We start from the raw sequence: 22,108 nt of genomic DNA on the forward strand, positions 1-22,108 counted from the left end.
GGCGTTTCCGGGCCCCGGACCCATCCCGCCCCCGGCGCCCCTTCGCGCGGTCCGGGTTCCGCCGGCCGCGCGCTCCCGCGTTCTCATCAGTCTTTTATTTCGGCCTTATCGAGTCATCACGCGCCGTACCTAGCTTGCGGCCATGTTCTTCACCTACCTGAGGCGCGAACTGCGCCGCCGCAGAAGAGCGGCCCTCGTCGTCGCCTCCGGTCTCGCGCTCGGCATCGCGCTGGTCGTCGTGGTCTCCTCCGTCTCGGCCGGCATGGGCAGGGCCCAGGACAAGGTCCTCCAGTCCCTCTACGGCCTCGGCACCGACATGACGGTCACCAAGGCCGCCTCGCCCACCGCGAACGCCTCCGACCGTCCGCGCTTCCGGTTCGACGCGCAGGACGACGACTCCGGCGCGCAGCAGAGCACCGACCGCGTCATGGTGCAGGGCTTCCAGACCCTGGCGGCGACGACCGTCGCCCAGGTCGGCAGGCAGAGCGGGGTCGCCGACGCGGTCGGCGGGCTGAGCCTGCGGGTCGTCAAGATCGACGGGCAGTTCACCCGCGGCCAGTTCCAGCAGAACGGCGGCGGCACCGGCGGCGGCCAAGGCGGCGGCGGTCGGGCGAGCGGCGGCCCGCAGGGCGAAGTGCAGGGCGGCGGCGCCAACTTCGACGTCGACAACTACTCCGTCTACGGCGCCGACGTCACCGAGCCCGCACTCGGCCCGCTGACCTCCTCCACCATCACCGCCGGCCGCACCTTCAAGGCCACCGAGACCGACGGCGCGGTCGCCGTCGTGGACTCCGCGTACGCGAAGGAGAAGTCGCTCAAGGTCGGCTCCACGCTCACCGTCAGCGGCGTCAAGTTCTCGGTGATCGGCATCGCCACGGCCGACAGCGGCGACGCCGCCGCCAACGTCTACATCCCGCTGACCCGGGCCCAGACCCTCGCCGACGCCAAGGACAAGGTCACCACGATCTACGTCAGGGCGACCGACTCGAAGAAGATCGGCAGCGTCAAGTCGGCCATCCAGAAGAACGTCTCGGGCACGACGGTGACCACCTCCGCCGACCTCGCGGACACCGTCTCCGGCTCCCTGTCCACGGCCTCCTCGCTCGCCACCAGCGTCGGCACCTGGCTGTCCGTCGCGGTGCTGATCGCCGCCTTCCTGGTCGCCGGCCTGCTCACCTCCTCGGCCGTCTCCCGGCGGGTGCGGGAGTTCGGCACGCTGAAAGCGCTCGGCTGGAAGTCCGGCCGCGTCACCCGGCAGGTGGCCGGCGAGGCCATGGTCAACGGACTGCTCGGCGGAGCCCTCGGCATCGCGCTCGGCCTGGCGGGCGCGTACGCCGTCACCGCGATCAGCCCCACGTTGCAGGCCCAGCTGGGCGGTGGCGGCGCCCAGGGCGGCCCCGGCGCGGGCGGCGGCTTCGGCGGTCCCGGCCGCCGCGCGGCGGCCAGGACCCTCGACGTCGCCCTGACCGCGCCGGTGAGCGTCACCACCGTGGCCGTCGCGGTGGGCCTCGCCGTGGCCGGCGGACTGATCGCGGGCGCCTTCGGCGGCTGGCGGGCGTCGAGGCTGCGTCCCGCGGACGCGCTGCGCCGCGTCGAGTAGCCCACCCACCCACCGAACCCAGACCCAGGAGCGCAGTCCCCATGTACGAACTCACCGGCGTCACCAAGCGCTACACCCGCGGCAGGGACACCGTCCTCGCCCTCGACGGCGTCGACCTGACCGTCCCGGACGGCGACCGGCTCGTCATCCAGGGCCCCACCGGCGGCGGGAAGTCCACGCTGCTGCAAATGCTCGGCGCGCTCGACCGGCCCGGCGAGGGCGAGATCGTCCTCGACGGCGTCGACCTGGCCAAGCTCTCCGAGGCCAGGCTGACGAAGGTGCGCAGCGAGAACATCGGCTTCGTCTTCCAGTCCTTCAACCTCATCCCGACGCTCACCGCGCAGGAGAACGTCGAGACGGCCCTCGTCCCGCTCGGCGTGAAGACCCGGGAGCGGCGCGAGCGGGCCGCCGAGGCGCTGGTCTCCGTCGGCCTCGGCGAGCGCCTGCGGCACCTGCCCTCCGAGATGTCCGGCGGCCAGCAGCAACGCGTCGCGATCGCCCGCGCCCTGGTCAAAAAGCCCAAGGTGCTGCTCGCCGACGAGCCCACCGGCAACCTCGACGAGAACATGCGCGACGAGATCATGGACGTGCTGCACACTCTGTGGGAGGAGCACGGGCTGACCTTCGTCATGGTCACCCACGACTCCGCCATCGCGAAACGGGCCCCCCGGGTCGCGACCATCCGCAAGGGCAGGATCACGGTGAAGGAGAACGCCGCGTCCGCCTGACCGGGACCCCGCGGCCCCGGCCGACGCCACCCCGGCGCTGAGCCCTGAGAGAACGCCCGCCGGAAGGGACGCCTCCGGCGGGCCGTTCGTGCTTGCGTGGGCCCATGACGGCACCACAGACGGACCAGACGCCCACCACGCCCACCACCGTCGAGTACATCCGGTACACCATCCCCGAGGACCGCTCGGCGGAGTTCCTGGCCGCGTACAGCCGCGCCGCGCGCGAACTCGCGGCCTCCCCGCACTGCGTGGACTACGAACTCGCGCGCTGCGAGGAGGACTTCGGCCACTTCATCCTGCGCATCACCTGGACCTCCACCGAGGACCACCTGAAGGGCTTTCGCACCTCCGACCTGTTCCCCGCCTTCCTCGCGGAGATCCGCCCCTACGTCGGCGACATCGACGAGATGCGCCACTACAAGGCCACGTCCGTGCGCGGCGCCGGCTCCGCGGTGCCCACGCTGTACGAGTGGGCCGGCGGCGCGGAGGCCTTCACACGGCTGACCGAGGCGTTCTACGCCAAGGTGCTCCGGGACGACCTGCTCGCCCCGGTCTTCGCCGGCCTCGCCCCCGAGCACGCCGAGCACGTCGCCCTCTGGCTCGCCGAGGTCTTCGGCGGCCCGCGGACCTACTCGGCGACCCAGGGCGGCCACAGCCACATGGTCGCCAAGCACGCCGGCCGCCACATCACCGAGCCCCAGCGCCGCCGCTGGGTCGAGCTCATCCAGGACGCCGCCGACGAGGCCGGCCTGCCCACCGACGCCGAGTTCCGTTCGGCGTTCCTCGCCTACGTCGAGTGGGGCACCCGCCTCGCCGTGCACTTCTCGGGCCCGGACGCCACGCCGCCCGCCGAGCAGCCGGTGCCCCGGTGGGGCTGGGGCGCGGCTCCCCCCTACCGGGGCTGAACCGGACGGGCCGCGGGGCGGCGGACCGGCCCGCGCGCTCTCAGACGGACGGCGTGCGGGGGGACCCCGCCCGGGTGGCGTCGGCGCCCCAGCTCGCCAGCAGGCGCAGCGCCTCCGCCGACGCCGTCCCCGGCTCCGCGTGGTAGGTCACCATCACCTGCTCGCTGCCGTCCGACAGCCTGAACCCCTCGAAGTTCAGCGAGAGCTCGCCGACCAGCGGATGCCTCATCCGCTTCACGCCGTGGCTCTTCTCCTTGACGTCGTGCGTCGCCCACAGCCGCCGGAAGTCCTCGCTCTTCACCGACAGCTCGCCCACCAGCGCGGACAGCCGCGGATCGTCCGGATAGCAGCCCGCCTCCATGCGCAGCACGCACACGATGTCGATCGCCTTCTGCTCCCAGTCCACGAAGAGGTCCTGGTAGTCGGGGCGCAGGAACGTCAGCCGGGCCCAGTTGCGCTCCGGCGCCGGCAGCTCGCCCCAGTCACCGAAGAGCGCCGCCGCCATCCGGTTCCACGCGAGGATCTCCGAGCGCCGCCCGATCACGTACGCCGGGACCGCGTCCATCGCGTCCAGCAGCTGCTGCAACGCCGGCCGCGCCTGCGGGGACCGCGCCGCCTGCTTCTTCTTGTGCTTGGGCTTGGCGAGGTGGGTGAGGTGGGCGTGCTCGGCGTCCGTCAGCCGCAGGGCGCGCGCGATGGCGTCCAGCACCTCCGCCGACACGTTCCGCCCGTTGCCCTGTTCCAGGCGGGTGTAGTACGCCACCGAGACACCGGCCAGCTGCGCCAGCTCCTCGCGCCGCAGCCCCGGCACCCTGCGGTGCCGGCCGAAGTCGGGCAGCCCGACGTCCTGCGGCTTCAGCCGGGCCCGCCGGGTGCGCAGGAACTCGCTGAGCTCGGCCCGCCGGTCGAGCGGGGCGCCGGCGGGTTCGGGGCGTTCGTCCATGTCGTCCAGTATTCACGGTCGTACGCACACCATCCTGACCCCGCCAGTGGTAGGCACGGCAGACGTACGCAAAGGCGTGACCTGGGTGAATCGCCGACGGCGGGGCAGGCTGGGTGCCGTGCCCGGTTCGGAAAGGCAGGCCGGGCACGACGCAACCCCCGCTAGGAGACCCCCGGCATGACCACCACCGTCGCCGCGTACGCAGCCCCCGCCGCCAAGGCTCCCCTGGAGCGCACGACCATCGAACGCCGAGCCGTCCGCGAGTTCGACGTCCTGATCGACATCGAGTTCGCCGGCATCTGCCACTCCGACATCCACCAGGCCAGGGAGGGCTGGGGCGAGGCGATCTTCCCGATGGTGCCCGGCCACGAGATAGCGGGCGTCGTCTCCGAGGTCGGCCCGGGCGTCACCAGGTTCGCCGTCGGCGACCGGGTGGGCGTCGGCTGCCTCGTCGACTCCTGCCGCGAGTGCGACAACTGCAAGGCCGGTCAGGAGCAGTACTGCACCGGGGGCGGCGTCGGCACGTACAACGCCGTCGGCAAGGACGGCGAGCCCACCTACGGCGGCTACGCGCAGAAGATCGTGGTCGACGAGAACTTCGTCGTCCGCATCCCCGACGGCCTCGCCCTGGACGTCGCCGCCCCGCTGCTGTGCGCCGGCATCACCACCTACTCCCCGCTGAAGCGCTGGAACGCCGGCCCCGGCAAGAAGGTCGCCGTCCTCGGCATGGGCGGCCTCGGCCACATGGCGGTCAAGATCGCCCACGCGCTCGGCGCCGAGGTGACCGTCCTGTCCCAGTCGCTGCGCAAGAAGGACGACGGCCTGAAGCTCGGCGCGGACCACTACTACGCCACCAGCGACGAGAAGACGTTCCAGGAGCTCAGGGGCTCCTTCGACCTCATCCTCTCCACGGTCTCGGCCCCGCTGGACTTCAACGCCTACCTGTCGCTGCTCAAGGCCGAGGGCGCGCTGGTGAACGTGGGCGCCCCCGAGGAGCCGATCTCCCTCAACCTCTTCTCGGTGATCGGCGGCGGCAAGACCCTCGCCGGTTCCGCGATCGGCGGCATCGCGGAGACCCAGGAGATGCTGGACTTCTGCGCCGAGCACGGCCTGGGCGCCGAGATCGAGCTGATCGGCGCGCGGGAGATCAACGACGCCTACGAGCGGGTGCTCGCCAGCGACGTCCGCTACCGGTTCGTGATCGACGCCTCGACGATCTGACGCTCCGCCGGCCGGGTGCCGGTGGTCCGGAAGCCGGTCGTCCGTGACCGTCGGGAGACGCGACCGTCGGGAGAGGGCCGGCTTCCCGGGACGGGCAGGGCCCCCGGAGCACGCCTCCGGGGGCCCGCGTCGTCCGCTCGGCGTCGTCCGCTCGGCGCCGTCCGGGGCGCGGGCGGACGCCGTGGGCGGACATCGCAGGCGGGTCGGCAGGGGCGGGTCAACGGGGCGGTTCAGCGGGGACGGCGAAGGTCTCCCCGTGCCCGTAGGACCGTACGAGGACCCCGCCGCCCGGAGCCGGGCGCAGGGAGTGGGCCCGGCCGAGCCCCGCCACCCGCGCACGCCCGTCCGCGACCTCGACCAGCGTGTTCTCGTCGACGGCCACCCCGTGCGCGAGCCGCCCGCCGGCCACGAGGGCGGCGGCCCGGCCCGACGTGCCCCACTGCGCGGCGTGCACGTCCACCCCGAACGGCACCAGGCCCAGCCCGGCCCGCAGCTCGACCTCCTCCAGATCCTCGGCGGCGTCCGACGGACACACCGGGACTCCGTCCACCAGCCACCCTCCGACCACCGCGTCCCGCGCCGCGATCACGGCGCCGGCCGAGAACCCGGCGTAGGGGAGACCCCGCGAGGCGAGCACCTGGCCCACCCCGCCGGCGAACGCCTCCTGGTAGGCGGGCGTCAGGCCCCCGCAGACGAACACCCCGTCCACGGCCGGGAAGTCGCCGGGACCCCCGGCGTCCTCCGTGTCCTCGGGGTACCCGGTGTCCTCGGTGTCCTCGGTGTCCTCGGCGTCCTGAAGACCCTTGGACAACGCCCCGGGATCGAACCGCCGCCCGAGGGGCAGCAGCAGCGGCACCGGGGCACAGGCTCCCGCCCGGCGCAGCGCGGCGTCGTACCGGTCGAACTCCGCGGCCCCGTCGCCCTCGTCGACGACGACGCACAGGATGCGCGGAACGGCCCCCGCACCGCCGCGGGAACGCGCCGCCGCCCGCAGGAACGGCCCGTGGACGACGTCGGCCACCGACTCGTCCCAGCCGCCGCCGACCAGGAACACCGGCGCCCGGCCCCCGCCTGTCGCGTCGCCGCTCACGCGCGCAGCCCCCGCAGTCCGTCGGAGGCGGCCATCAGCATCCCCAGGCCCCGGGTGTCGGTCGCGGGTTCACGCATCTGGTTGGTCACGTACGCCACCGTCATGCGCGACTCGGGCTCGATCATGACCGTCGAACCGCCCCAGCCGCCCCACCCGTAGGTCCCGCCGAAGCGGCCGTAGCCGAGGCCCCAGCTGACCGGCATGCCCAGGCGGCGGTCCTGGCCGGCGAACTGCTCCTCCCAGGCGCGCTCGCACCCCGCCCCGGACAGCAGCCGCACCCCGCCCACCGTGCCGCCGCAGGCAGGGACCGACTGGACCAGGGCGACCGAACGGGCGTTGCCGAAGCCGCTCGCGGCGGGGATCTGCGCCCGCCGCCAGGCCACACTGTTGCCGTCCCGCACCCGCAACGCGGTCGGCGCGGGCGACGCGCCCGCCTCGCCCGGCCGGTCGGCGGAGTCCTCCGAGGCCGTCGTCGCATCCGACGCGGCGGCGCTCGCGGTGTAGTCCTCGCCCCGCGAGGGCGGCGGGACCGCCGGGGCCACCCGGTGGTCGTCCCGCGCCGACAGCCCGATGTGGAAGTCCGCGCCCAGCGGGCCCGCGATCTCCTCGGCGAAGAACGCGCCCGGCATCCGGCCGGTGATCCGGCGGACGACCTCGCCGACCAGGAACCCCTGGGTCAGCGAGTGGTAACCGGCGGCGCTGCCCGGCTCCCATCGCGGGGCCTGTGCGGCCAGCCGTCCCGTGGCGGTCGGCCAGTCGTGGAGCTCCGCCACCGGCCAGACCCAGTCGGGCAGCCCCGCGGTGTGCGAGAGCACGTGCCGGACCAGCACGCCCTCCTTGCCCGCCGCGGCGAACTCCGGCCAGTACCGGGCCACCGGCGCGTCCATGTCGAGCTCGCCCCGGTCGGCGAGCACCAGCGCGCACAGCGCCGTCATCGTCTTCGTGACGGACCAGACGTTGACCAGGGTGTCGCGCTGCCAGGGAACCGTGCGCCCGGCGTCGGCGAATCCGCCCCAGACGTCGACCACCGGCTCACCGTCCACGAACACGGCCACCGAGCCCCCGACGTCCCCCTCGTCCAGCGCGGCGGCCAGCGCGGCGGGCACCGCGGCGAACAGATCGTCGTACGACCCCTGAATGTCAGCCATGACGCCATCTAGCACCCACGGCCCGGGCCCCGGCAACCGAATTCCGCCCCGGCGCCGGTGAACGCGCCAGGGGCGCCCGCCCGGACGGGCCGCGGCCCCTCCCCCCGACGAGGGGCCGCGGACCGTCCGGCGGCCAGGGGCCGGCCGAGGACCGGCTACCGGTCGCCGTCGTCGGCGAACGTCCACACCGCGTGGGCGCCGGGGCCCACGGTGAGCGTCGAGTGGCCGAGCCGCTCCACGTGACGGTCCTTCACGGGCCGGTTGAGCGACATCTCGACCCGCTGCATCCCCGCCCGGGCGCGCGGGACGGCGTCGAGGCGGATGGTCGTGCCGCCGCCCTCCGCGACGACGCCACCGCCCGGCAGCGTCCGCACGGCGAACCCGCCGGCCCGCAGCAGCGGCAGGGTGTCGGCGAGGTCGTCCGCGGTGATCCCGATGCGGACGGAGGTCACGTCCCGCATCAGATGGGTGCGGTAGTCGTCGGACAGGTAGCGCTCCCGGCCGACGTCACCGGGGAAGCGCTCCGGTTCGGTGTGGCCGCGGGGATCGGCGAAGTACTCCGGCCGGTACTCCATCGCCCACGCCTGGAAGGCGTCGTACTCGGTGCTGGTGAGGAGGGCGTCGAACCACGGCACGGGCACACCGTCGCCGAAGTCCTTGGTCTGGAGGAAGTCGACGGGCGTGGCCCCTTCGCTCTTCATGCGCTCGGCGACGGTCGCCAGGTCTCCGTCCCGTTCGGTCGACAGGCCCAGCCCGGCGGCGCCGAGGACGCCGTCCGGTCCGGGGAGGTCACCGACCCCGAACAGCTCCAGGTAGGTCTCACGGCCCATCAGATAGCGGCCGGTCCAGGTCTGCCCGCCGCTGCCGGTCGTGGTGCGGACCTGGAAGGAGGCGAAGTCCCTGAGATAGGCGGAATGCTCGATGGCGTCGGCGGTCTCCCGGTCGAGAACGCCGTAGGAGTGGTTGTAGAACAGCACCTGCCGGTCGTGCGAGGACGAGCGGCTCCCGTCGGCCTGCGCCGCCCCCACCCCACCTCCGAGGACTCCGGCCAGCGCCACGGCGAACACGACGATCATCTGTAATGTCCGGCGAATCAGCATGCGAGCGATCGTAGGCCGGGCCCGCCCGGACGTCGGCTCATTTCGAACGACCTCGAAATGCTTGACACACGCCGAGCGGGAGTGCGGTCGGCTTGCCGGTCGCCGGCGCGGATTTCGGCCTCCAGTCACGTTGACCTGTGGGTTGAGTGGGTCCGACGGGCTTCGACGAGTGGATGTGCGAGACGGCCGTCGCTGGATAGAGTCGTCCGGTGACAATTGGTTGCGGGGACAACCAGAGTGTCTTTCGGCTGCCGACGTCCTGGGGAGGGCCTGCAGCAGATGAGTCGTCGCTCTACTCGTTCCGTCGGCGTCTGGGCCGAGATGCAACGGCAGCACCAGCGCCGGCTGGAGGCCGAAGCCAGACAGCGGAGGCAGGAGGCGCAACAGGCGCGCGCCTACCAGCGCCGGGCCGCGCAGAGTCACCGCGAGTACCGCCAAGCGGAGGCACAGCGTCGCACGGAAGAGCTGGACGCGCAGGTCGCGTCCCTGCAAGGCCTTCTCGCCGTCGGCTGCCAGGCACAGCCCTTCAGGGCTGCGTCACTCATGCGGGCAGAAGACGTCCAGCCGTTCAGCCCCGGACCGCTGGCCTACCCAGCGCCCATGCCAAGCCCGGAGCAGTACCAGGCGCAGGGCGGCTGGACCGCGAACCGTCGTGCGCAGGCGCAGGCCGAAGCCCGTGCACGCTTCGAACGGGATTGGCAGGCGGCGCAGGCTGCAGAGACCCAGCGGCAACAGCAGCTTGCCGTGGCGCAACGGGAGTACGAGCAGTGGGCCCATGCCCAACTGGCGGACGTGCGTCGGCACAATGCCGCGATTCGCGAAGTGATCGACGGCGTCCGACACGGGGACCCCGACTCCGTGGTCGAGTACTTCACCGCAGCGCTCTACTCGTCGGGCACGTGGCCTGAGGAATTCCCTCGGCAGGTTTCGGCGGCCTACGATCCGGCGGCCCGGCAGTTGGTCCTCGACTGGGAACTGCCCGGATTCGGCGTGGTCCCCGAAACGAAGTCCGTGCGATACGTGTCCTCGCTCGACCAGGACAAGGAAACCCCTCGCCCGGTGAGTCAGCGGCGGGCTCTGTACAGGGAAGTTCTCGCACAGTCTGCGCTGCTCGTCGTCCACGAGCTCTTCGCCTCCGACGAGCTGGGCGCGCTCGAGTCGGTGACCATGAACGGATTCGTGGACGAGCACGACCCCACGACGGGACGGCGCGGTCACATCTTTCTCGCGACGGTCATGGCTTCGCGGTCGTCGTTCCGCGAGCTGCACCTGACCCAGGTGGACGCCGTCAGCTGCCTGACCGACGGTCTTCGCGGGCAACTCTCGGCGCGACCCGACCAACGTGCCCCGGTGCGGCCGAGCCGTCGGCCGCACGATGTCGGCCATCGCGTCGTCGCCCACGGAAGCACTGAGGAACCCGATCTGTACGACATGGATCCGATCGCATTCGAAAACCTTGTGGCCGAGCTCTTCCAGGCCATGGGCATGCAGGCGGTGACCACCCAGCGCTCGAACGACGGCGGTGTGGACGTCGACGCCACGGACCCGACGCCGATCCGCGGCGGCAAGATCGTCGTGCAAGTGAAGCGATACCGCAACACCGTGCCGCCCACGGCGGTGCGCGACTTGTACGGGACCGTTCAGGACGCCGGCGCCAACAAGGGCGTCCTCGTGACGACGTCGGGGTTCGGACCCGGTTCGCACACCTTCGCCAACGGCAAGCCTCTGGAACTGATCTCCGGAACGGAGCTCGTCGACCTGCTGCATCGTCATGGCCTGCGTGGGCGACTGGGCGAAGCCGGTCGTCCGGTCACCGCGCCGCCGACACCGGTCGGCCCGGCTCAACTGCCCCCCGACTACAACATCCTGGGCATGTCGTGGACCGGCGAGGTCGCCCTGGACGTGTGCGCCCTCGTGTGCCGGGGGAGCCGCGTCCTCAGCGACGATCACTTCGTGTTCTTCAACAACCCCGGGACGCCGGACGGCTCGGTGCGCGCCCTTCCCGCGTCCGCCCCGGACAAGGCCGCGATCTGTGTCGCCTTCGACGGCCTGCCGGACACGGCCGACCGGTTCGTACTCGTCGCTGCCGTCGACCCGGAGGTCAACCCGGACGCCGACCTCTCCGGTTTCACGGACGCCCGGATCCGACTTCTCGATCCAGGGATGACCGAGCTGGGACGCCTCGAGGTCTCCGACGGCCGGCCGCACGAGACGGCCCTGGTGCTCGGCTCCTTCCGGCGCAGGTCCAACGGGGACTGGGACTTCGTCCTCGGTGGCAAGGGGTACACAGGCGGCTTGGAAGAACTCGTCCAGGACTACGGCGTCGACGTCGAGTAGGTCAGCAGGCGTTCGGGCGGCAGGGCAGCCGTCCCCGGATCCGGGCAGCCGGGCGCGCGACCGTGCGCACGGACGTCCACGGCGGGATCGAGCGGACCCGCGCCCGCGCTCCCGCGGCCCCGCCGCACCGGTCCGGCACCGACGAAGGCGGTACAGGTACAGCTGGTCCCCGTCCGCTGTCGCGGTCACCGGTGCAGGTGGGGCAGTCCCTCTTCGGGCTCCGGGTAGACACGCTCCGCGGGGAGGAGGGCTCGTGCCGCGGGCAGGTCGCCGTTGCGGACGTGGGCGTGCATCGCGTGCGCGAGGGGGGTGACGTCGGTGATGGAGACCGTCCACTCGTCCGCGTAGCGGCGTGCGGCCTCGCCCGCGAGGCCGAGTTGCAGCGAGCGGTGGGGGAGCGGCCTCAGGTGCAGATCCCGTTCCGGGTCCCACTGGACCCGCGCCGGGGCCCGGCTCAACCGCCGCTTCCATTCGGTCTGGTCACCGTGCAGCTCCGGGACGAAGTGCGAGAGGCACGCGTTGCGCAGCGCCCACTCGAAGCCCTCGCGGGTGATCTCCACGGCGAGGACGGTCTCCTGCCCCTCCTTGGCGCCCCACCCGCAGCGGTACATCATCCACAGGAAGCTGGGCTTGATCCATGTCATGCGGTCCCGCTTCCACGCCGGTGGGAAGCGGCCGTCGCGGACGGCGGGGAGGGCGATGCCCGGTGTGTACGCCTGGTAGACGGTGATCGTGGACGGCGAGTACACCGCCCGGATCTCGTGTCGTGCTGCTTCCATGGCGTACAGCGTGCGGGGCGGGCGGGCCGGGCGGCCACCGGATTTCGCCGGGCCGGCCCGCCCCGTCGGGGTCAGTGGGGCATCGTCGCCGGGCTGCCGCCGTTCGCCTCGTATCCCGCGACGGCCATCGCGCGGTGGACGGCGAACTCGCCGGCCGGGTCGGGGGAGAGCGTCCAGGGCAGGGCGCCGACGTGGCCGTCCACGTGGACGAGCTGGCTCATGGCCTCCGACCACCGTTCGGAGCGCACGAGGAAGAACACGAGCAGGTGGCGGACGTGCGCCAGCATCGGGTCGTCGGGCCGGGCCGCCTGCACGGCGAACAGGGCGCCGTGCACCGCCTTGGTCACGACCTCGCTCTGGTAGAAGCTGCGGACCAGGTTCACCTCGGGGAGGTGCTCGAAGACCGCGAAGAGGGGCATGGCCGCGAGGAGGGAGCCCCGCGGGGCCCTTGCCGCCGCGGACTCCGCGAACTGGTAGGCCAGCTCACGCGAGCCGTGCCACTTCTCGCACCAGTAGTGCAGCGCCGCCAGATGCGCCCCCATGTGGGCCGGATCGCGGTCCAGGATGTTCAGCCAGAGCTGCTCGAACTCGGCCTGCGAGTACCGCAGACCGCGGGCCACCGACAGCTCGACGATGTACGGGACCGGGTCGTCGGGGGACAGCAGCGCCGCCTGGCCGCACGCGTCCCGCGCCTCCTCCATGATGATCCGGAAGTCGTCGGTGCCCGGCGTCGACGTCCGCCAGGCCTGCTGCACCAGGAACTCGGCGTGCACCGCGGCGCCGCCCGCGTCCTTCGGCGCCTCGGTGCGCCACACCCGCAGCCACTGCCCGCCCGGGGCCTCGCCGACGCCGCCCGGCCGCTGCTGAAGCTCCAGCGCCGCCGCGCCCGCGAAGGCCTGCACGCGCTGCCAGCGCAGCTCGCCCCGCGTCTCGGTGCCGGCCAGCAGCTGCTGCGCGGCCCGGTAGTCCTGCGTGTGCTGCACCACGTCCAGGACGTCGACCAGGTCGTGGTCGGGGCCGGGCATGCGGACGTCCAGCTCGTCGGTCGGCAGGAATCCGTACGTCGCCGGGTCCGCCGCGTCCGGGTGGTCCGCCGGCACCAGCCCGACGACACCGCGCCGGCGACGCACGAGGGACAGCATCACGTAGCCGATCAAGACCAGCGCCACCAGGCCCCACAGAATCTCCATGCCACAAGCGAACCAGACCGCGCCGACAAATGGCGAACCCGCCCCCCGGCCTGTGGACAACCCGGAGCCCGGCCCGGCCCCGGCGGCTGCGCCGGACGGCCGGCCCGCGCCGGGGCCGCGAGCGGACTACCCTCGGTGCCCATGAGCGACAGGCACATCAGTCAGCACTTCGAGACCCTCGCGATCCACGCGGGCAACACCGCCGATCCCCTCACCGGCGCGGTCGTCCCCCCGATCTACCAGGTCTCGACCTACAAGCAGGACGGCGTCGGAGGCCTGCGCGGCGGCTACGAGTACAGCCGCAGCGCCAACCCGACCAGGACCGCCCTGGAGGAGAACCTCGCGGCCCTGGAGGGCGGCCGCCGAGGTCTCGCGTTCGCTTCCGGACTGGCGGCCGAGGACTGCCTGTTGCGTACGCTGCTCAGCCCCGGCGACCACGTCGTCATCCCCAACGACGCCTACGGCGGCACCTTCCGCCTCTTCGCGAAGGTCGTCGCGCGGTGGGGCGTGGAGTGGTCGGTCGCCGACACCAGCGACCCGGCCTCCGTGCGCGCCGCGATCACCCCCAAGACCAAGGCCGTGTGGGTGGAGACCCCCTCCAACCCGCTTCTGGGCATCACCGACATCGCCGCCCTCGCCCAGGTCGCCCGGGACGCGGGCGCGAAGCTGGTCGTCGACAACACCTTCGCCACGCCGTACCTCCAGCAGCCGCTCTCGCTCGGCGCGGACGTCGTCGTGCACTCCCTGACCAAGTACATGGGCGGCCACTCGGACGTGGTCGGCGGCGCGCTGATCACCGGCGACGCGGCACTGGGCGAGGAACTGGCCTACCACCAGAACGCGATGGGCGCGGTCGCCGGGCCCTTCGACTCCTGGCTCGTGCTGCGCGGCACCAAGACGCTGTCGGTGCGCATGGACCGCCACAGCGAGAACGCCGGCAAGGTCGCCGACATGCTGACCCGGCACGCGCGCGTGACGCACGTGCTGTACCCGGGTCTGCCGGAGCACCCCGGGCACGAGGTCGCCGCCAAGCAGATGCGGGCCTTCGGCGGGATGATCTCGTTCCGGGTCGCCGGCGGCGAGGAAGCGGCCGTCGAGGTCTGCAACCGGGCCAAGGTGTTCACTCTGGGCGAGTCCCTGGGCGGCGTCGAGTCCCTCATCGAGCACCCGGGGCGGATGACGCACGCGTCCGTGGCCGGGTCCGCCCTGGAGGTGCCCGCCGACCTCGTCCGCCTGTCCGTGGGCATCGAGAACGTCGACGACCTCCTCGAGGACCTCCAGCAGGCCCTCGGCTAGTTCGCACGGCCGGGCTGCCGGGCGGCCCGGCAGCCGGACGGTCGGACGGCCGTGCGGCGGCCTCGGCGCGAGGCCCGGTGCTCACCAGTCCCGGAGCGGTGGAGTCGTCTCGGACGGCGGCTCCACCCAGGGCTGCACCACGATCGCCCAGACCACGAACGCGACGGCCGCCGCGCACAGCAGCAGCCACATCAGCCGTCGGGCCGCCCTGCGGCGGCGCACCATGCGGCTGCCCCGGCGTACGACCTCCGGGTGGAGGTCGGCCGGCACGTGCGGCGGCGGCGTCCGTTCCATGATCAGGCGGACGGCGGCCTCCCGTTCGGCGCGGTTCACGACGCGGCCGCCTTCGCCCGGGGCGCCGCGGGCGCCTGCGCGCGGGGCGGGCGCAGCAGGGTCGTGGTGGCCCGGTCGCAGAGCGTGCGGACACGGTCCGCCGGCAGGCCGAGCAGGGCCGCCGCCTGCTCCTCGGCGACGCCCTCGTACAGCCTGAGGACCAGCACGAGGCGCTCCTGCGGGGTGAGACGGGCGAGCGCGCCCCCGGCCGCAGGGCGAGGCCCGGGAGACCGCGGCGCCGGGCCGCGGCGCAGGCCCGGGACGCGGCCGGGGGGCAGGAGGCGGTCGAGCGGCAGGGCGTCGTACAGGCGCCGTGCGTACTCGTGCCAGGCGTCGTGGGCGAAGCGGGTCGCCAGCTGCTCGCGGGCGCGGTCGTACGGGTCCTCGCCGCGCAGCCGGTCCCAGCACGCGTACGTGCGCGCGAGGGAGCGCGTCAGCAGGCGGCGCGCGCGGGGGTTGTCCGCCGGGGACTCGGCCGTGAGCAGGGTGGCGGCGTGCAGCAGCCGCCCGCCCGCGCCGGCCACGAACGCCTCGAACTCCCTGGCCCGGCGGGTCTCCTGGGCCGTACGACGCTCACGCACACCGAGCCTCCCGCCTGACGGCGTCCCCCGGGGCGGCCATCTGCCCCGGTCTCATATGAGGCCCGGGGCGGGCTGCCGGTCAAGAGTCGCGCACCCCCGTCGGAAAGTCGTTCCGCGCGCGTGCCGCGGGTTCAGGAGGCGGGCGGCGCGGGCTCGGCGCCCGGGAGGCCGTGAGCGGCCATCCGTGAGGAGAGGGCGGTGTTGAAGCGCGTGAGGAGCGCGCAGAACGTCTCGCGCTCCTGCGGCGCCCAGTCGTCGGTGAGCTCGGCCATCAACTGCCGCCGCGAGGAGCGGACTTCCTCCAGGCGGGCCTGTCCGCGCGGCGACAGCTGGAGCACCACGGCCCGGCCGTCCTCGGGGTGCGAGGTCCGCTTGACCAGGCCGGTGTCGACGAGCGGAGCCACCTGCCGGGTGACGGTCGACGAGTCGATGCCCATGCTCGCCGCGAGAGCCTTGACGCCCATGGGGCCCTCGTTGTCGAGGCGGTTGAGCAGCAGGTACGCGGCGCGGTCCATGGAGTTGCGCACCTGCCCGACGCCGCCGAGCCGGGTCTGCTCGGCCCGGCGTGCGAACACCGCGACCTCGTGCTGCAAGGTGTCGAGAAGACCGGTGTCACCGACTGTCGTCATGTCCATCGACATTTCAGGTGTTGTGGGCATGGCCGGAGGCTCACTTCATCGAGGGGTGGCTGGAATGGGGGACAGAGTACGCGGCTCGAAGGCGGGTCGTACCGGCGCTGCGCAAACCGATCTCGGAGGTTGGTCACAGCGGTCGTTCCCGCCTGTGAACTGCGATGCTGGTGTCATGAGCTACGGCACGGCTGACTCCTTTCGCCCCGTCACCCTCGACGACGTGCGCGGCGCCCGGAAGATGCTCGCGGGCGTGGCGCGGGCGACCGCGATGGAGGGCAGCAGGCACCTGACCCAGCTGGTGGGGGCGCCGGTCCATTTCAAGTGCGAGAACCTCCAGCGGACGGGGTCGTTCAAGCTGCGCGGGGCGTATGTGCGCATCGCCGGGCTGCTGCCGGAGGAGCGGGCGGCCGGGGTGGTCGCGGCGAGCGCGGGCAATCACGCGCAGGGCGTGGCGCTGGCGTCGTCGCTGCTGGGAGTGCATTCCACGGTGTTCATGCCGAAGGGCGCGCCGCTGCCGAAGATCAGCGCCACCCGGGAGTACGGCGCCGAGGTGCGCCTGCACGGCCAGGTGGTCGACGAGACGCTGGCCGCGGCGCAGGAGTACGCGGCCGAGACGGGTGCGGTGTTCATCCACCCCTTCGACCATCCCGACGTCATCGCGGGGCAGGGCACGGTCGGCCTGGAGATCCTGGAGCAGTGCCCGCAGGTGCGGACGATCGTCGTCGGGATCGGCGGCGGCGGTCTGGCGGCGGGCATCGCGGTCGCGGTGAAGGCGCTGCGGCCGGATGTGCGGATCGTGGGCGTGCAGGCGGCGGGAGCGGCGGCCTACCCGCCCTCGCTGGCGGCCGGGAGGCCGGTGGCGCTGGGCGGTCCGGCGACGATGGCCGACGGCATCAAGGTGGGCCGCCCGGGGGACGTGCCGTTCGCCCTCGTCCGCGAACTGGTGGACGAGGTCCGCACGGTCACGGAGGACGAGCTGGCCGCGGCGCTGCTGCTGTGCCTGGAGCGGGCCAAGCTGGTCGTCGAGCCGGCCGGGGCGAGCCCGGTGGCCGCGCTGCTCGGCGCGCCGGACGCCTTCGAGGGCCCGGTCGTCGCGGTGCTGTCCGGGGGCAACGTCGACCCGGTGCTGATGGAGCGCGTGCTGCGGCACGGCATGGCCGCGCAGGGCCGTTACCTGGCCGTGCGGCTGCGGCTGACGGACCGGCCGGGCGCGCTCGCCTCCCTCCTGGGGACGCTGTCCGCGGTGGACGCCAACGTCCTGGACGTCAGTCATCTGCGGACCGACCCCCGGCTCGGGCTGACGGAGGCCGAGGTCGAACTGCACCTGGAGACGAAGGGCCCGGCGCACTGCGGCGAGGTCGGCCGGGCGCTGCACGACGCCGGGTACACCGTCATCGACTGAGCCGCTCCCCTCACCCCGCCCACGGCCGGGCCCGGGCCGCCGGCTCCGGGCCTTCGGCCTCGACGCCGGGCCTCCGGTTCCGGCTCCCGTCCGGGCCGGAAACCTTCCGATCACTCGTTCGGGTAAGTCCATTGTGAGACGCGATACATCGCGTTATGGTGTGTCGCGAGCCGCCGCCGCGATTTCGCCATGGGGCGGAACGAAAAGTGCAAACCTAGGCTTTCCGAAGAATCCCCGACGACGTGGAGACTCATATGCCAGGCGCCATCTATGCCGAAGGCCTGGTGAAGACCTTCGGTGACGTAAAGGCTCTGGACGGCGTCGACCTCGACGTGCCGCAGGGCACGGTCCTGGGCCTGCTCGGGCCCAACGGCGCGGGCAAGACCACCGCTGTCCGCTGTCTGACCACCTTGCTGCGCCCCGACCGGGGCCGGGCGGTGGTCGCCGGCTTCGACGTGCTCAGGCAACCCGACGACGTACGCCGCTCGATCGGCCTGTCCGGCCAGTTCGCCGCGGTCGACGAGTACCTCACCGGCCGCGAGAACCTTCAGATGGTCGGCCGGCTCTACCAGATGAGAGCCGGTGCGGCGAAGGCGCGGGCCGCCGAGCTGCTCGACCGGTTCGATCTCGCGGACGCCGCCGACCGCACCGCCAAGACCTACTCCGGAGGCATGCGCCGCCGCCTCGACCTGGCCGCCGCGCTGGTGGTCTCGCCGCCCGTGATGTTCATGGACGAGCCGACGACCGGCCTCGACCCGCGCAACCGCCAACTGCTGTGGGAGGTGATCAAGCAACTGGTCTCCGACGGCACGACCCTGCTGCTGACCACGCAGTACCTCGAGGAGGCCGACCATCTGGCGCACGACATCGCGGTCGTCGACCACGGCCGGGTCATCGCCCGCGGCACCTCCGACGAGCTCAAGGCCCGCACCGGCGGCGAGCGCGTGGAGGTCGTGGTGCACGAACGCGACCACATCACGACGGCACAGGAGGTGCTCTCCGGCTTCGGCAAGGGCGAGACCACCGTCGAACAGCACACCCGCAAACTCACCGTGCCGGTGACCGGCGGCGCGAAGCTGCTCGCCGAGGTCATCCGCGAGCTCGACGCCCGCGGCATCGAGATCGACGACATCGGCCTGCGCCGCCCCACCCTCGACGACGTCTTCCTGTCCCTGACCGGACACGTTGCCGAGGCGAAGGCGGAGGAGAGCGAAACCCGGGGACAGGGCAAGAAGGAGACCGTCGGATGAGCGCCGTGAACGATTCCCTGGTCATCGCCCGAAGGAATCTGATCAGGATGAGCCGGATCCCGGAGATGATCATTTTCGGGCTGATCCAGCCGATCATGTTCGTGGTGCTGTTCACGTACGTCTTCGGCGGCTCGATGAACGTCGGGGGCTCGACCGATCCCGACGTGTACAAGAACTTCCTGATGGCGGGCATCTTCGCGCAGACGGTCACCTTCGCGACCGCCGGAGCCGGCGCGGGCATCGCCGACGACATGCACAAGGGCCTGATCGACCGCTTCCGCTCGCTGCCCATGGCACGCGGCGCGGTCCTGACCGGCCGGACCATCGCCGACCTCGCCCAGACCGCTCTGACCCTGCTCGTCCTGGCCGTCGTCGCGCTGCTGGTGGGCTGGCGCCCCGGCTTCGCGGAGCCCACCAACTTCGGCAGGATCCTGGCCGGCTTCGGGCTGCTGCTGCTCCTCGGCTACGCCTTCACCTGGATCGGCGCCCTCATCGGCCTGACGGTCCGCACCCCCGAGGCGGCCACCTCCGGAGGTCTGATCTGGCTCTTCCCGGTCACCTTCATCTCCAACGCGTTCGTGGACTCCTCGCAGATGGCGTCCTGGCTGCAACCGGTCGCCGAGTGGAACCCGTTCAGCGCCACCGTCCAGGCGTGCCGCAAGCTCTTCGGCGACCCCGGGGTCTCACCGTCCGACGCGTGGCCGATGGCCCATCCCGTCTGGGCCTCGCTCATCTACTCGGTGGTGATCATCGCGATCTTCCGCACGCTCGCGGTGCGCAAGTACCGCTCGGCGACGGCGTGAGGGGGTGCTCCCTCCGAGTCGGCGATGCGGTGACGCGGCGCGGGCGGGCGGGAGCGGGGGCCGGGAGCGGGGCCCCGGCGCGACGAAACCCCCGGCGGCACGAGGCGCCGGGGGCTCGTCGGAAGGCCCGCGAAGGGACCGGAAAGAGACCGGAAGGGGAAAAGGTCCGGGAGGACGCGCCGGCTCAGCCGTCGTAGGGCACGGCCTTGAGGATGCGCACGGAGGCCTTCTTGCCGTTCGGCAGCTCGTACTCCGCGTCCTCGCCGACCTTGTGACCGATCACGCCGGTGCCCAGCGGGGACTGCGGCGAGTAGGTCTCGATGTCGGAGCTCGCGTACTCGCGCGAGGCGAGCAGGAAGGTCATGGTGTCGTCCTCGTCGCCGTCGAAGGCGATCGTCACGACCATGCCGGGCGCCACCGCACCGTCCGCGGAGGCCGGAGCCTCGCCGACCTTGGCGTTCTCGAGAAGCTGGGTCAGCTGGCGCACACGGAGCTCCTGCTTGCCCTGCTCCTCCTTGGCCGCGTGGTACCCACCGTTCTCGCGCAGGTCCCCCTCCTCGCGCGCCGCGGCGATCTTCTGGGCGATCTCCGTGCGCGCAGGACCAGTAAGGTACTCAAGCTCGACCTTGAGCTTGTTGTACGCCTCCTGGGTCAGCCAGGTGACGGACTCGCTGGTCTGGGTCACAGGTGCTCCTCGTCGGTACTGGGAAGTCAAAGCATCGCCCTACCCACAAGCATGTTCCTCAGGTGATGGGCGAAACCACGAGCCTAACAATTCAGTGGCCGTAGGGGGAGGACATAAGCCACCAGAATTACGTCGGCGCAGGTCAGCGTGCACGTTTTGCGGAGGAATCCGGCCCTGTGGGCGACCCGGGGTCAGTCCGCGTGGCAGCCGAGCAGCTCGGCCGTCGTGCCCTTCGCCGTCGTGCGCAGCGTGACCACCTTGTCGATGCGCGAGTCCGCGCCGGAGAAGCGGAAGTCCGCCCGGCCCACCTCGGCGCCCTCGGCGGACTGCGAGCGCACCGTGCAGTAACCGCTCGTGCCGGAGTCCTTGCGGACCTCCAGATGGACTTCCACGGCGTCGTCCGAGGTCGCCTTGAACGCGATCACCTCGGCGCTGATCTTGTTCTGGCCGACGTAGTGGTAGGCGAAGTAGCCCATCAGGGCCAGGAGCAGCGCGCCCAGGACGGCGCCGGCGATCTTGAGCTTGTGGTCGGCGCGCTCGTCCGAGGAACGGCCGTAGCGGCCCTCGGGCAGGCGCGTGCTCGCCGTGCTCATGATCGTCCTCTCGGCGCGGAATTTTTCGTCCCCCGGTTCGGTCACTATAGAAGCCTGCGATCGCGCCGGGTCACTCCGGGCGCCGACTGACCGAGGATTGAGTCTTGACTGACCAGCTGCGACTGATGGCCGTCCACGCCCACCCCGACGACGAGTCGAGCAAGGGCGCGGCCACCATGGCGAAGTACGTATCCGAGGGGGTGGACGTGCTGGTCGTGACCTGCACGGGCGGGGAGCGCGGCTCCATCCTCAATCCCAAGCTTCAGGGCGACACGTACATCGAGGAGCACATCCACGAGGTGCGCAAGAAGGAGATGGACGAGGCCAGGGAGATCCTCGGCGTCAAGCAGGAATGGCTCGGCTTCGTCGACTCCGGGCTGCCCGAGGGCGACCCGCTGCCGCCGCTGCCCGAGGGCTGCTTCGCCCTGGAGGACGTCGACGTGGCGGCCGGCGAGCTGGTGAAGCAGATCCGCTCCTTCCGTCCCCAGGTGATCACCACCTACGACGAGAACGGCGGCTACCCGCACCCCGACCACATCATGACCCACAAGATCTCGATGGTGGCCTTCGAGGGCGCGGACGACACCGAGAAGTACCCCGAGGCAGAGTTCGGGCCCGCGTACCGTCCGGTGAAGCTGTACTACAACCAGGGCTTCAACCGTCCCCGCACCGAGGCGCTGCACAACGCGCTGCTCGAGCGCGGCATGGAGTCGCCCTACGGCGAGTGGCTCAAGCGCTGGGCGGAGTTCGGACAGCGCGAGCGCACGCTCACCACGCACATCCCGTGCGCCGACTTCTTCGAGATCCGCGACAAGGCGTTGATCGCCCACGCCACGCAGATCGACCCCGACGGCGGCTGGTTCCGCGTTCCGATGGACGTCCAGCGGGAGGTCTGGCCGACGGAGGAGTACGAGCTCGCGAAGTCCCGCGTCGACACCTCCCTCCCCGAGGACGACCTCTTTGCGGGCATCCGCGACAATGCCTGACATGAGCGCAAGCGTGAGCCTGGCAATGACGCACCTCGTCCCCCTCGCCAAGGAGGTCGACGAGAACAAGGTCACCCCCGGCGTCCTCGGCTTCATCGTCTTCGCGGCGATGGCGGTGGCGGTGTGGGGCCTGATGAGGTCCATGAGCAAGCACATGGGCAAGGTCGACTTCAAGGAGCCGGCGGACCCGGAGAGCGCCTCCGACGGCACGACGGCGAACGCCTCCGCGGCCGCCGCGCCGGGCACGAAGGCCGGCGGCAGGACGACGGACAGGCCCACCTCGGCCGGCTGAGCACCCGCCGCCGGCGACCGACGCCGGCGGCCGGTGCGCGCGACGAGCCGACGAGCGGCGCGCGCGGGGGCGGGGGCAGGGGTACCGGCACCCGCCCCGACCCGCCGACGTCGCGCCGCACCCTCGCTCACGCCACGTCGATGTCACGTCACGTCGGCGTCACGCCACGTCGACGCCGGGTCACGCCGCCGCCGGGCGTGCCCGCTGCCCGGAG

General features: G+C 72.2%; 22 protein-coding genes. 11 read left to right on the forward strand and 11 right to left on the reverse strand.

What is annotated here, in order from left to right:
- Positions 1-142 precede the first annotated feature (142 nt).
- From KMS84_RS22015 to KMS84_RS22025, 3 genes are all read left to right on the forward strand, one after another.
- Positions 143-1,600, forward strand: coding sequence for an ABC transporter permease (locus tag KMS84_RS22015; RefSeq protein ID WP_256918133.1), 1,458 nt, complete (start codon positions 143-145; stop codon positions 1,598-1,600).
- Between the two features lie 41 nt (positions 1,601-1,641).
- Positions 1,642-2,328, forward strand: coding sequence for an ABC transporter ATP-binding protein (locus KMS84_RS22020; RefSeq protein WP_256918134.1), 687 nt, complete (start codon positions 1,642-1,644; stop codon positions 2,326-2,328).
- A gap of 104 nt (positions 2,329-2,432) precedes the next feature.
- A complete protein-coding gene (locus tag KMS84_RS22025) occupies positions 2,433-3,233 on the forward strand; it encodes a group II truncated hemoglobin (protein WP_256918135.1) in 801 nt (266 codons plus the stop codon).
- Positions 3,234-3,273: 40 nt separating this feature from the next.
- On the opposite strand, the gene KMS84_RS22030 is transcribed toward KMS84_RS22025, so the two are convergent.
- A complete protein-coding gene (locus KMS84_RS22030) occupies positions 3,274-4,176 on the reverse strand; it encodes a helix-turn-helix domain-containing protein (RefSeq protein WP_256918136.1) in 903 nt (300 codons plus the stop codon).
- Positions 4,177-4,353: 177 nt separating this feature from the next.
- Here KMS84_RS22030 and KMS84_RS22035 point away from each other — a divergent pair, with 177 nt between their 5' ends.
- Complete coding sequence (locus tag KMS84_RS22035) at positions 4,354-5,397, forward strand: NAD(P)-dependent alcohol dehydrogenase (protein WP_256918137.1); 1,044 nt, start codon at positions 4,354-4,356, stop codon at positions 5,395-5,397.
- Between the two features lie 217 nt (positions 5,398-5,614).
- Here the strand turns inward: KMS84_RS22035 and KMS84_RS22040 are convergent, their stop codons facing one another.
- The 3 genes from KMS84_RS22040 to KMS84_RS22050 form a co-directional block, all read right to left on the reverse strand.
- Positions 5,615-6,487 (reverse strand): type 1 glutamine amidotransferase family protein, encoded by an 873-nt coding sequence (locus tag KMS84_RS22040; RefSeq protein ID WP_256918138.1) that lies wholly within the window; start codon positions 6,485-6,487, stop codon positions 5,615-5,617.
- Positions 6,484-7,635: a serine hydrolase domain-containing protein gene (locus tag KMS84_RS22045; RefSeq protein WP_256918139.1), complete on the reverse strand. Its 1,152-nt coding sequence runs from the start codon at positions 7,633-7,635 to the stop codon at positions 6,484-6,486. The genes KMS84_RS22040 and KMS84_RS22045 overlap by 4 nt, the downstream gene beginning before the upstream one ends.
- A gap of 155 nt (positions 7,636-7,790) precedes the next feature.
- A complete protein-coding gene (locus KMS84_RS22050) occupies positions 7,791-8,711 on the reverse strand; it encodes a DUF5829 family protein (RefSeq protein ID WP_256918153.1) in 921 nt (306 codons plus the stop codon).
- Between the two features lie 303 nt (positions 8,712-9,014).
- On the opposite strand from KMS84_RS22050, the gene KMS84_RS22055 reads away from it, so the two are divergent.
- Positions 9,015-11,072, forward strand: a complete 2,058-nt coding sequence (locus KMS84_RS22055; RefSeq protein ID WP_256918140.1) for a restriction endonuclease — start codon at positions 9,015-9,017, stop codon at positions 11,070-11,072.
- A 185-nt stretch (positions 11,073-11,257) separates the two neighbouring features.
- On the opposite strand, the gene KMS84_RS22060 is transcribed toward KMS84_RS22055, so the two are convergent.
- A complete protein-coding gene (locus KMS84_RS22060) occupies positions 11,258-11,851 on the reverse strand; it encodes a DUF4291 domain-containing protein (protein ID WP_256918141.1) in 594 nt (197 codons plus the stop codon).
- 71 nt (positions 11,852-11,922) lie between these two features.
- Positions 11,923-13,041, reverse strand: a complete 1,119-nt coding sequence (locus tag KMS84_RS22065; RefSeq protein WP_256918142.1) for a hypothetical protein — start codon at positions 13,039-13,041, stop codon at positions 11,923-11,925.
- 141 nt (positions 13,042-13,182) lie between these two features.
- Between KMS84_RS22065 and KMS84_RS22070 the strand changes: the two genes are divergently transcribed.
- Positions 13,183-14,337 (forward strand): cystathionine gamma-synthase, encoded by a 1,155-nt coding sequence (locus KMS84_RS22070; protein WP_256918143.1) that lies wholly within the window; start codon positions 13,183-13,185, stop codon positions 14,335-14,337.
- 81 nt (positions 14,338-14,418) lie between these two features.
- Here KMS84_RS22070 and KMS84_RS22075 read toward each other — a convergent pair whose 3' ends face one another.
- From KMS84_RS22075 to KMS84_RS22085, 3 genes are all read right to left on the reverse strand, one after another.
- Positions 14,419-14,670 carry a hypothetical protein gene (locus KMS84_RS22075; protein ID WP_256918144.1) on the reverse strand — a complete coding sequence of 84 codons (252 nt, stop codon included), beginning with the start codon at positions 14,668-14,670 and terminating at the stop codon, positions 14,419-14,421.
- The gene (locus KMS84_RS22080; RefSeq protein ID WP_256918145.1) at positions 14,667-15,251 is read right to left on the reverse strand and encodes a sigma factor-like helix-turn-helix DNA-binding protein; all 585 of its coding nucleotides are present in this window, start codon (positions 15,249-15,251) and stop codon (positions 14,667-14,669) included. Before KMS84_RS22080 ends, KMS84_RS22075 begins: the two co-directional genes overlap by 4 nt.
- 131 nt (positions 15,252-15,382) lie before the next feature.
- Entirely contained in the window at positions 15,383-15,892 is a 510-nt protein-coding gene (locus KMS84_RS22085) for a MarR family winged helix-turn-helix transcriptional regulator (RefSeq protein ID WP_256918154.1), read from the reverse strand.
- A gap of 163 nt (positions 15,893-16,055) precedes the next feature.
- On the opposite strand from KMS84_RS22085, the gene ilvA reads away from it, so the two are divergent.
- From ilvA to KMS84_RS22100, 3 genes are all read left to right on the forward strand, one after another.
- Complete coding sequence (ilvA, locus tag KMS84_RS22090) at positions 16,056-17,285, forward strand: threonine ammonia-lyase (protein WP_256918146.1); 1,230 nt, start codon at positions 16,056-16,058, stop codon at positions 17,283-17,285.
- Between the two features lie 254 nt (positions 17,286-17,539).
- Positions 17,540-18,535, forward strand: a complete 996-nt coding sequence (locus KMS84_RS22095) for an ATP-binding cassette domain-containing protein (protein ID WP_256918147.1) — start codon at positions 17,540-17,542, stop codon at positions 18,533-18,535.
- Positions 18,532-19,338, forward strand: coding sequence for an ABC transporter permease (locus tag KMS84_RS22100; protein WP_256918148.1), 807 nt, complete (start codon positions 18,532-18,534; stop codon positions 19,336-19,338). Before KMS84_RS22095 ends, KMS84_RS22100 begins: the two co-directional genes overlap by 4 nt.
- A gap of 184 nt (positions 19,339-19,522) precedes the next feature.
- Here KMS84_RS22100 and greA read toward each other — a convergent pair whose 3' ends face one another.
- Together greA and KMS84_RS22110 are read right to left on the reverse strand one after the other, a co-directional pair.
- Positions 19,523-20,023, reverse strand: a complete 501-nt coding sequence (gene greA / locus KMS84_RS22105) for a transcription elongation factor GreA (protein ID WP_069770917.1) — start codon at positions 20,021-20,023, stop codon at positions 19,523-19,525.
- Between the two features lie 191 nt (positions 20,024-20,214).
- Positions 20,215-20,616 (reverse strand): DUF4307 domain-containing protein, encoded by a 402-nt coding sequence (locus KMS84_RS22110; RefSeq protein WP_069770918.1) that lies wholly within the window; start codon positions 20,614-20,616, stop codon positions 20,215-20,217.
- 125 nt (positions 20,617-20,741) lie between these two features.
- Between KMS84_RS22110 and mca the strand changes: the two genes are divergently transcribed.
- A complete protein-coding gene (gene mca, locus KMS84_RS22115; protein WP_256918155.1) occupies positions 20,742-21,602 on the forward strand; it encodes a mycothiol conjugate amidase Mca in 861 nt (286 codons plus the stop codon).
- Positions 21,595-21,894 carry a hypothetical protein gene (locus KMS84_RS22120; RefSeq protein WP_256918149.1) on the forward strand — a complete coding sequence of 100 codons (300 nt, stop codon included), beginning with the start codon at positions 21,595-21,597 and terminating at the stop codon, positions 21,892-21,894. Before mca ends, KMS84_RS22120 begins: the two co-directional genes overlap by 8 nt.
- Positions 21,895-22,108 lie beyond the last annotated feature (214 nt).

This window comes from Streptomyces hilarionis (assembly GCF_024539675.1).
In the GTDB taxonomy this organism is placed as follows: Bacteria; Actinomycetota; Actinomycetes; order Streptomycetales; family Streptomycetaceae; genus Streptomyces; species Streptomyces hilarionis.

What these genes read in the sequence shown, in the direction of transcription:
- KMS84_RS22015 (WP_256918133.1), top strand. Translation starts at nt 143, where the DNA reads ATGTTCTTCACCTACCTGAGGCGCGAACTGCGCCGCCGCAGAAGAGCG.
- KMS84_RS22020 (WP_256918134.1), top strand. Translation starts at nt 1,642, where the DNA reads ATGTACGAACTCACCGGCGTCACCAAGCGCTACACCCGCGGCAGGGAC.
- KMS84_RS22025 (WP_256918135.1), top strand. Translation starts at nt 2,433, where the DNA reads ATGACGGCACCACAGACGGACCAGACGCCCACCACGCCCACCACCGTC.
- KMS84_RS22030 (WP_256918136.1), bottom strand. Translation starts at nt 4,176, where the DNA reads ATGGACGAACGCCCCGAACCCGCCGGCGCCCCGCTCGACCGGCGGGCC.
- KMS84_RS22035 (WP_256918137.1), top strand. Translation starts at nt 4,354, where the DNA reads ATGACCACCACCGTCGCCGCGTACGCAGCCCCCGCCGCCAAGGCTCCC.
- KMS84_RS22045 (WP_256918139.1), bottom strand. Translation starts at nt 7,635, where the DNA reads ATGGCTGACATTCAGGGGTCGTACGACGATCTGTTCGCCGCGGTGCCC.
- KMS84_RS22050 (WP_256918153.1), bottom strand. Translation starts at nt 8,711, where the DNA reads ATGATCGTCGTGTTCGCCGTGGCGCTGGCCGGAGTCCTCGGAGGTGGG.
- KMS84_RS22055 (WP_256918140.1), top strand. Translation starts at nt 9,015, where the DNA reads ATGAGTCGTCGCTCTACTCGTTCCGTCGGCGTCTGGGCCGAGATGCAA.
- KMS84_RS22060 (WP_256918141.1), bottom strand. Translation starts at nt 11,851, where the DNA reads ATGGAAGCAGCACGACACGAGATCCGGGCGGTGTACTCGCCGTCCACG.
- KMS84_RS22065 (WP_256918142.1), bottom strand. Translation starts at nt 13,041, where the DNA reads ATGGAGATTCTGTGGGGCCTGGTGGCGCTGGTCTTGATCGGCTACGTG.
- KMS84_RS22070 (WP_256918143.1), top strand. Translation starts at nt 13,183, where the DNA reads ATGAGCGACAGGCACATCAGTCAGCACTTCGAGACCCTCGCGATCCAC.
- KMS84_RS22085 (WP_256918154.1), bottom strand. Translation starts at nt 15,892, where the DNA reads ATGTCGATGGACATGACGACAGTCGGTGACACCGGTCTTCTCGACACC.
- ilvA (WP_256918146.1), top strand. Translation starts at nt 16,056, where the DNA reads ATGAGCTACGGCACGGCTGACTCCTTTCGCCCCGTCACCCTCGACGAC.
- KMS84_RS22095 (WP_256918147.1), top strand. Translation starts at nt 17,540, where the DNA reads ATGCCAGGCGCCATCTATGCCGAAGGCCTGGTGAAGACCTTCGGTGAC.
- KMS84_RS22100 (WP_256918148.1), top strand. Translation starts at nt 18,532, where the DNA reads ATGAGCGCCGTGAACGATTCCCTGGTCATCGCCCGAAGGAATCTGATC.
- KMS84_RS22110 (WP_069770918.1), bottom strand. Translation starts at nt 20,616, where the DNA reads ATGAGCACGGCGAGCACGCGCCTGCCCGAGGGCCGCTACGGCCGTTCC.
- mca (WP_256918155.1), top strand. Translation starts at nt 20,742, where the DNA reads ATGGCCGTCCACGCCCACCCCGACGACGAGTCGAGCAAGGGCGCGGCC.
- KMS84_RS22120 (WP_256918149.1), top strand. Translation starts at nt 21,595, where the DNA reads ATGCCTGACATGAGCGCAAGCGTGAGCCTGGCAATGACGCACCTCGTC.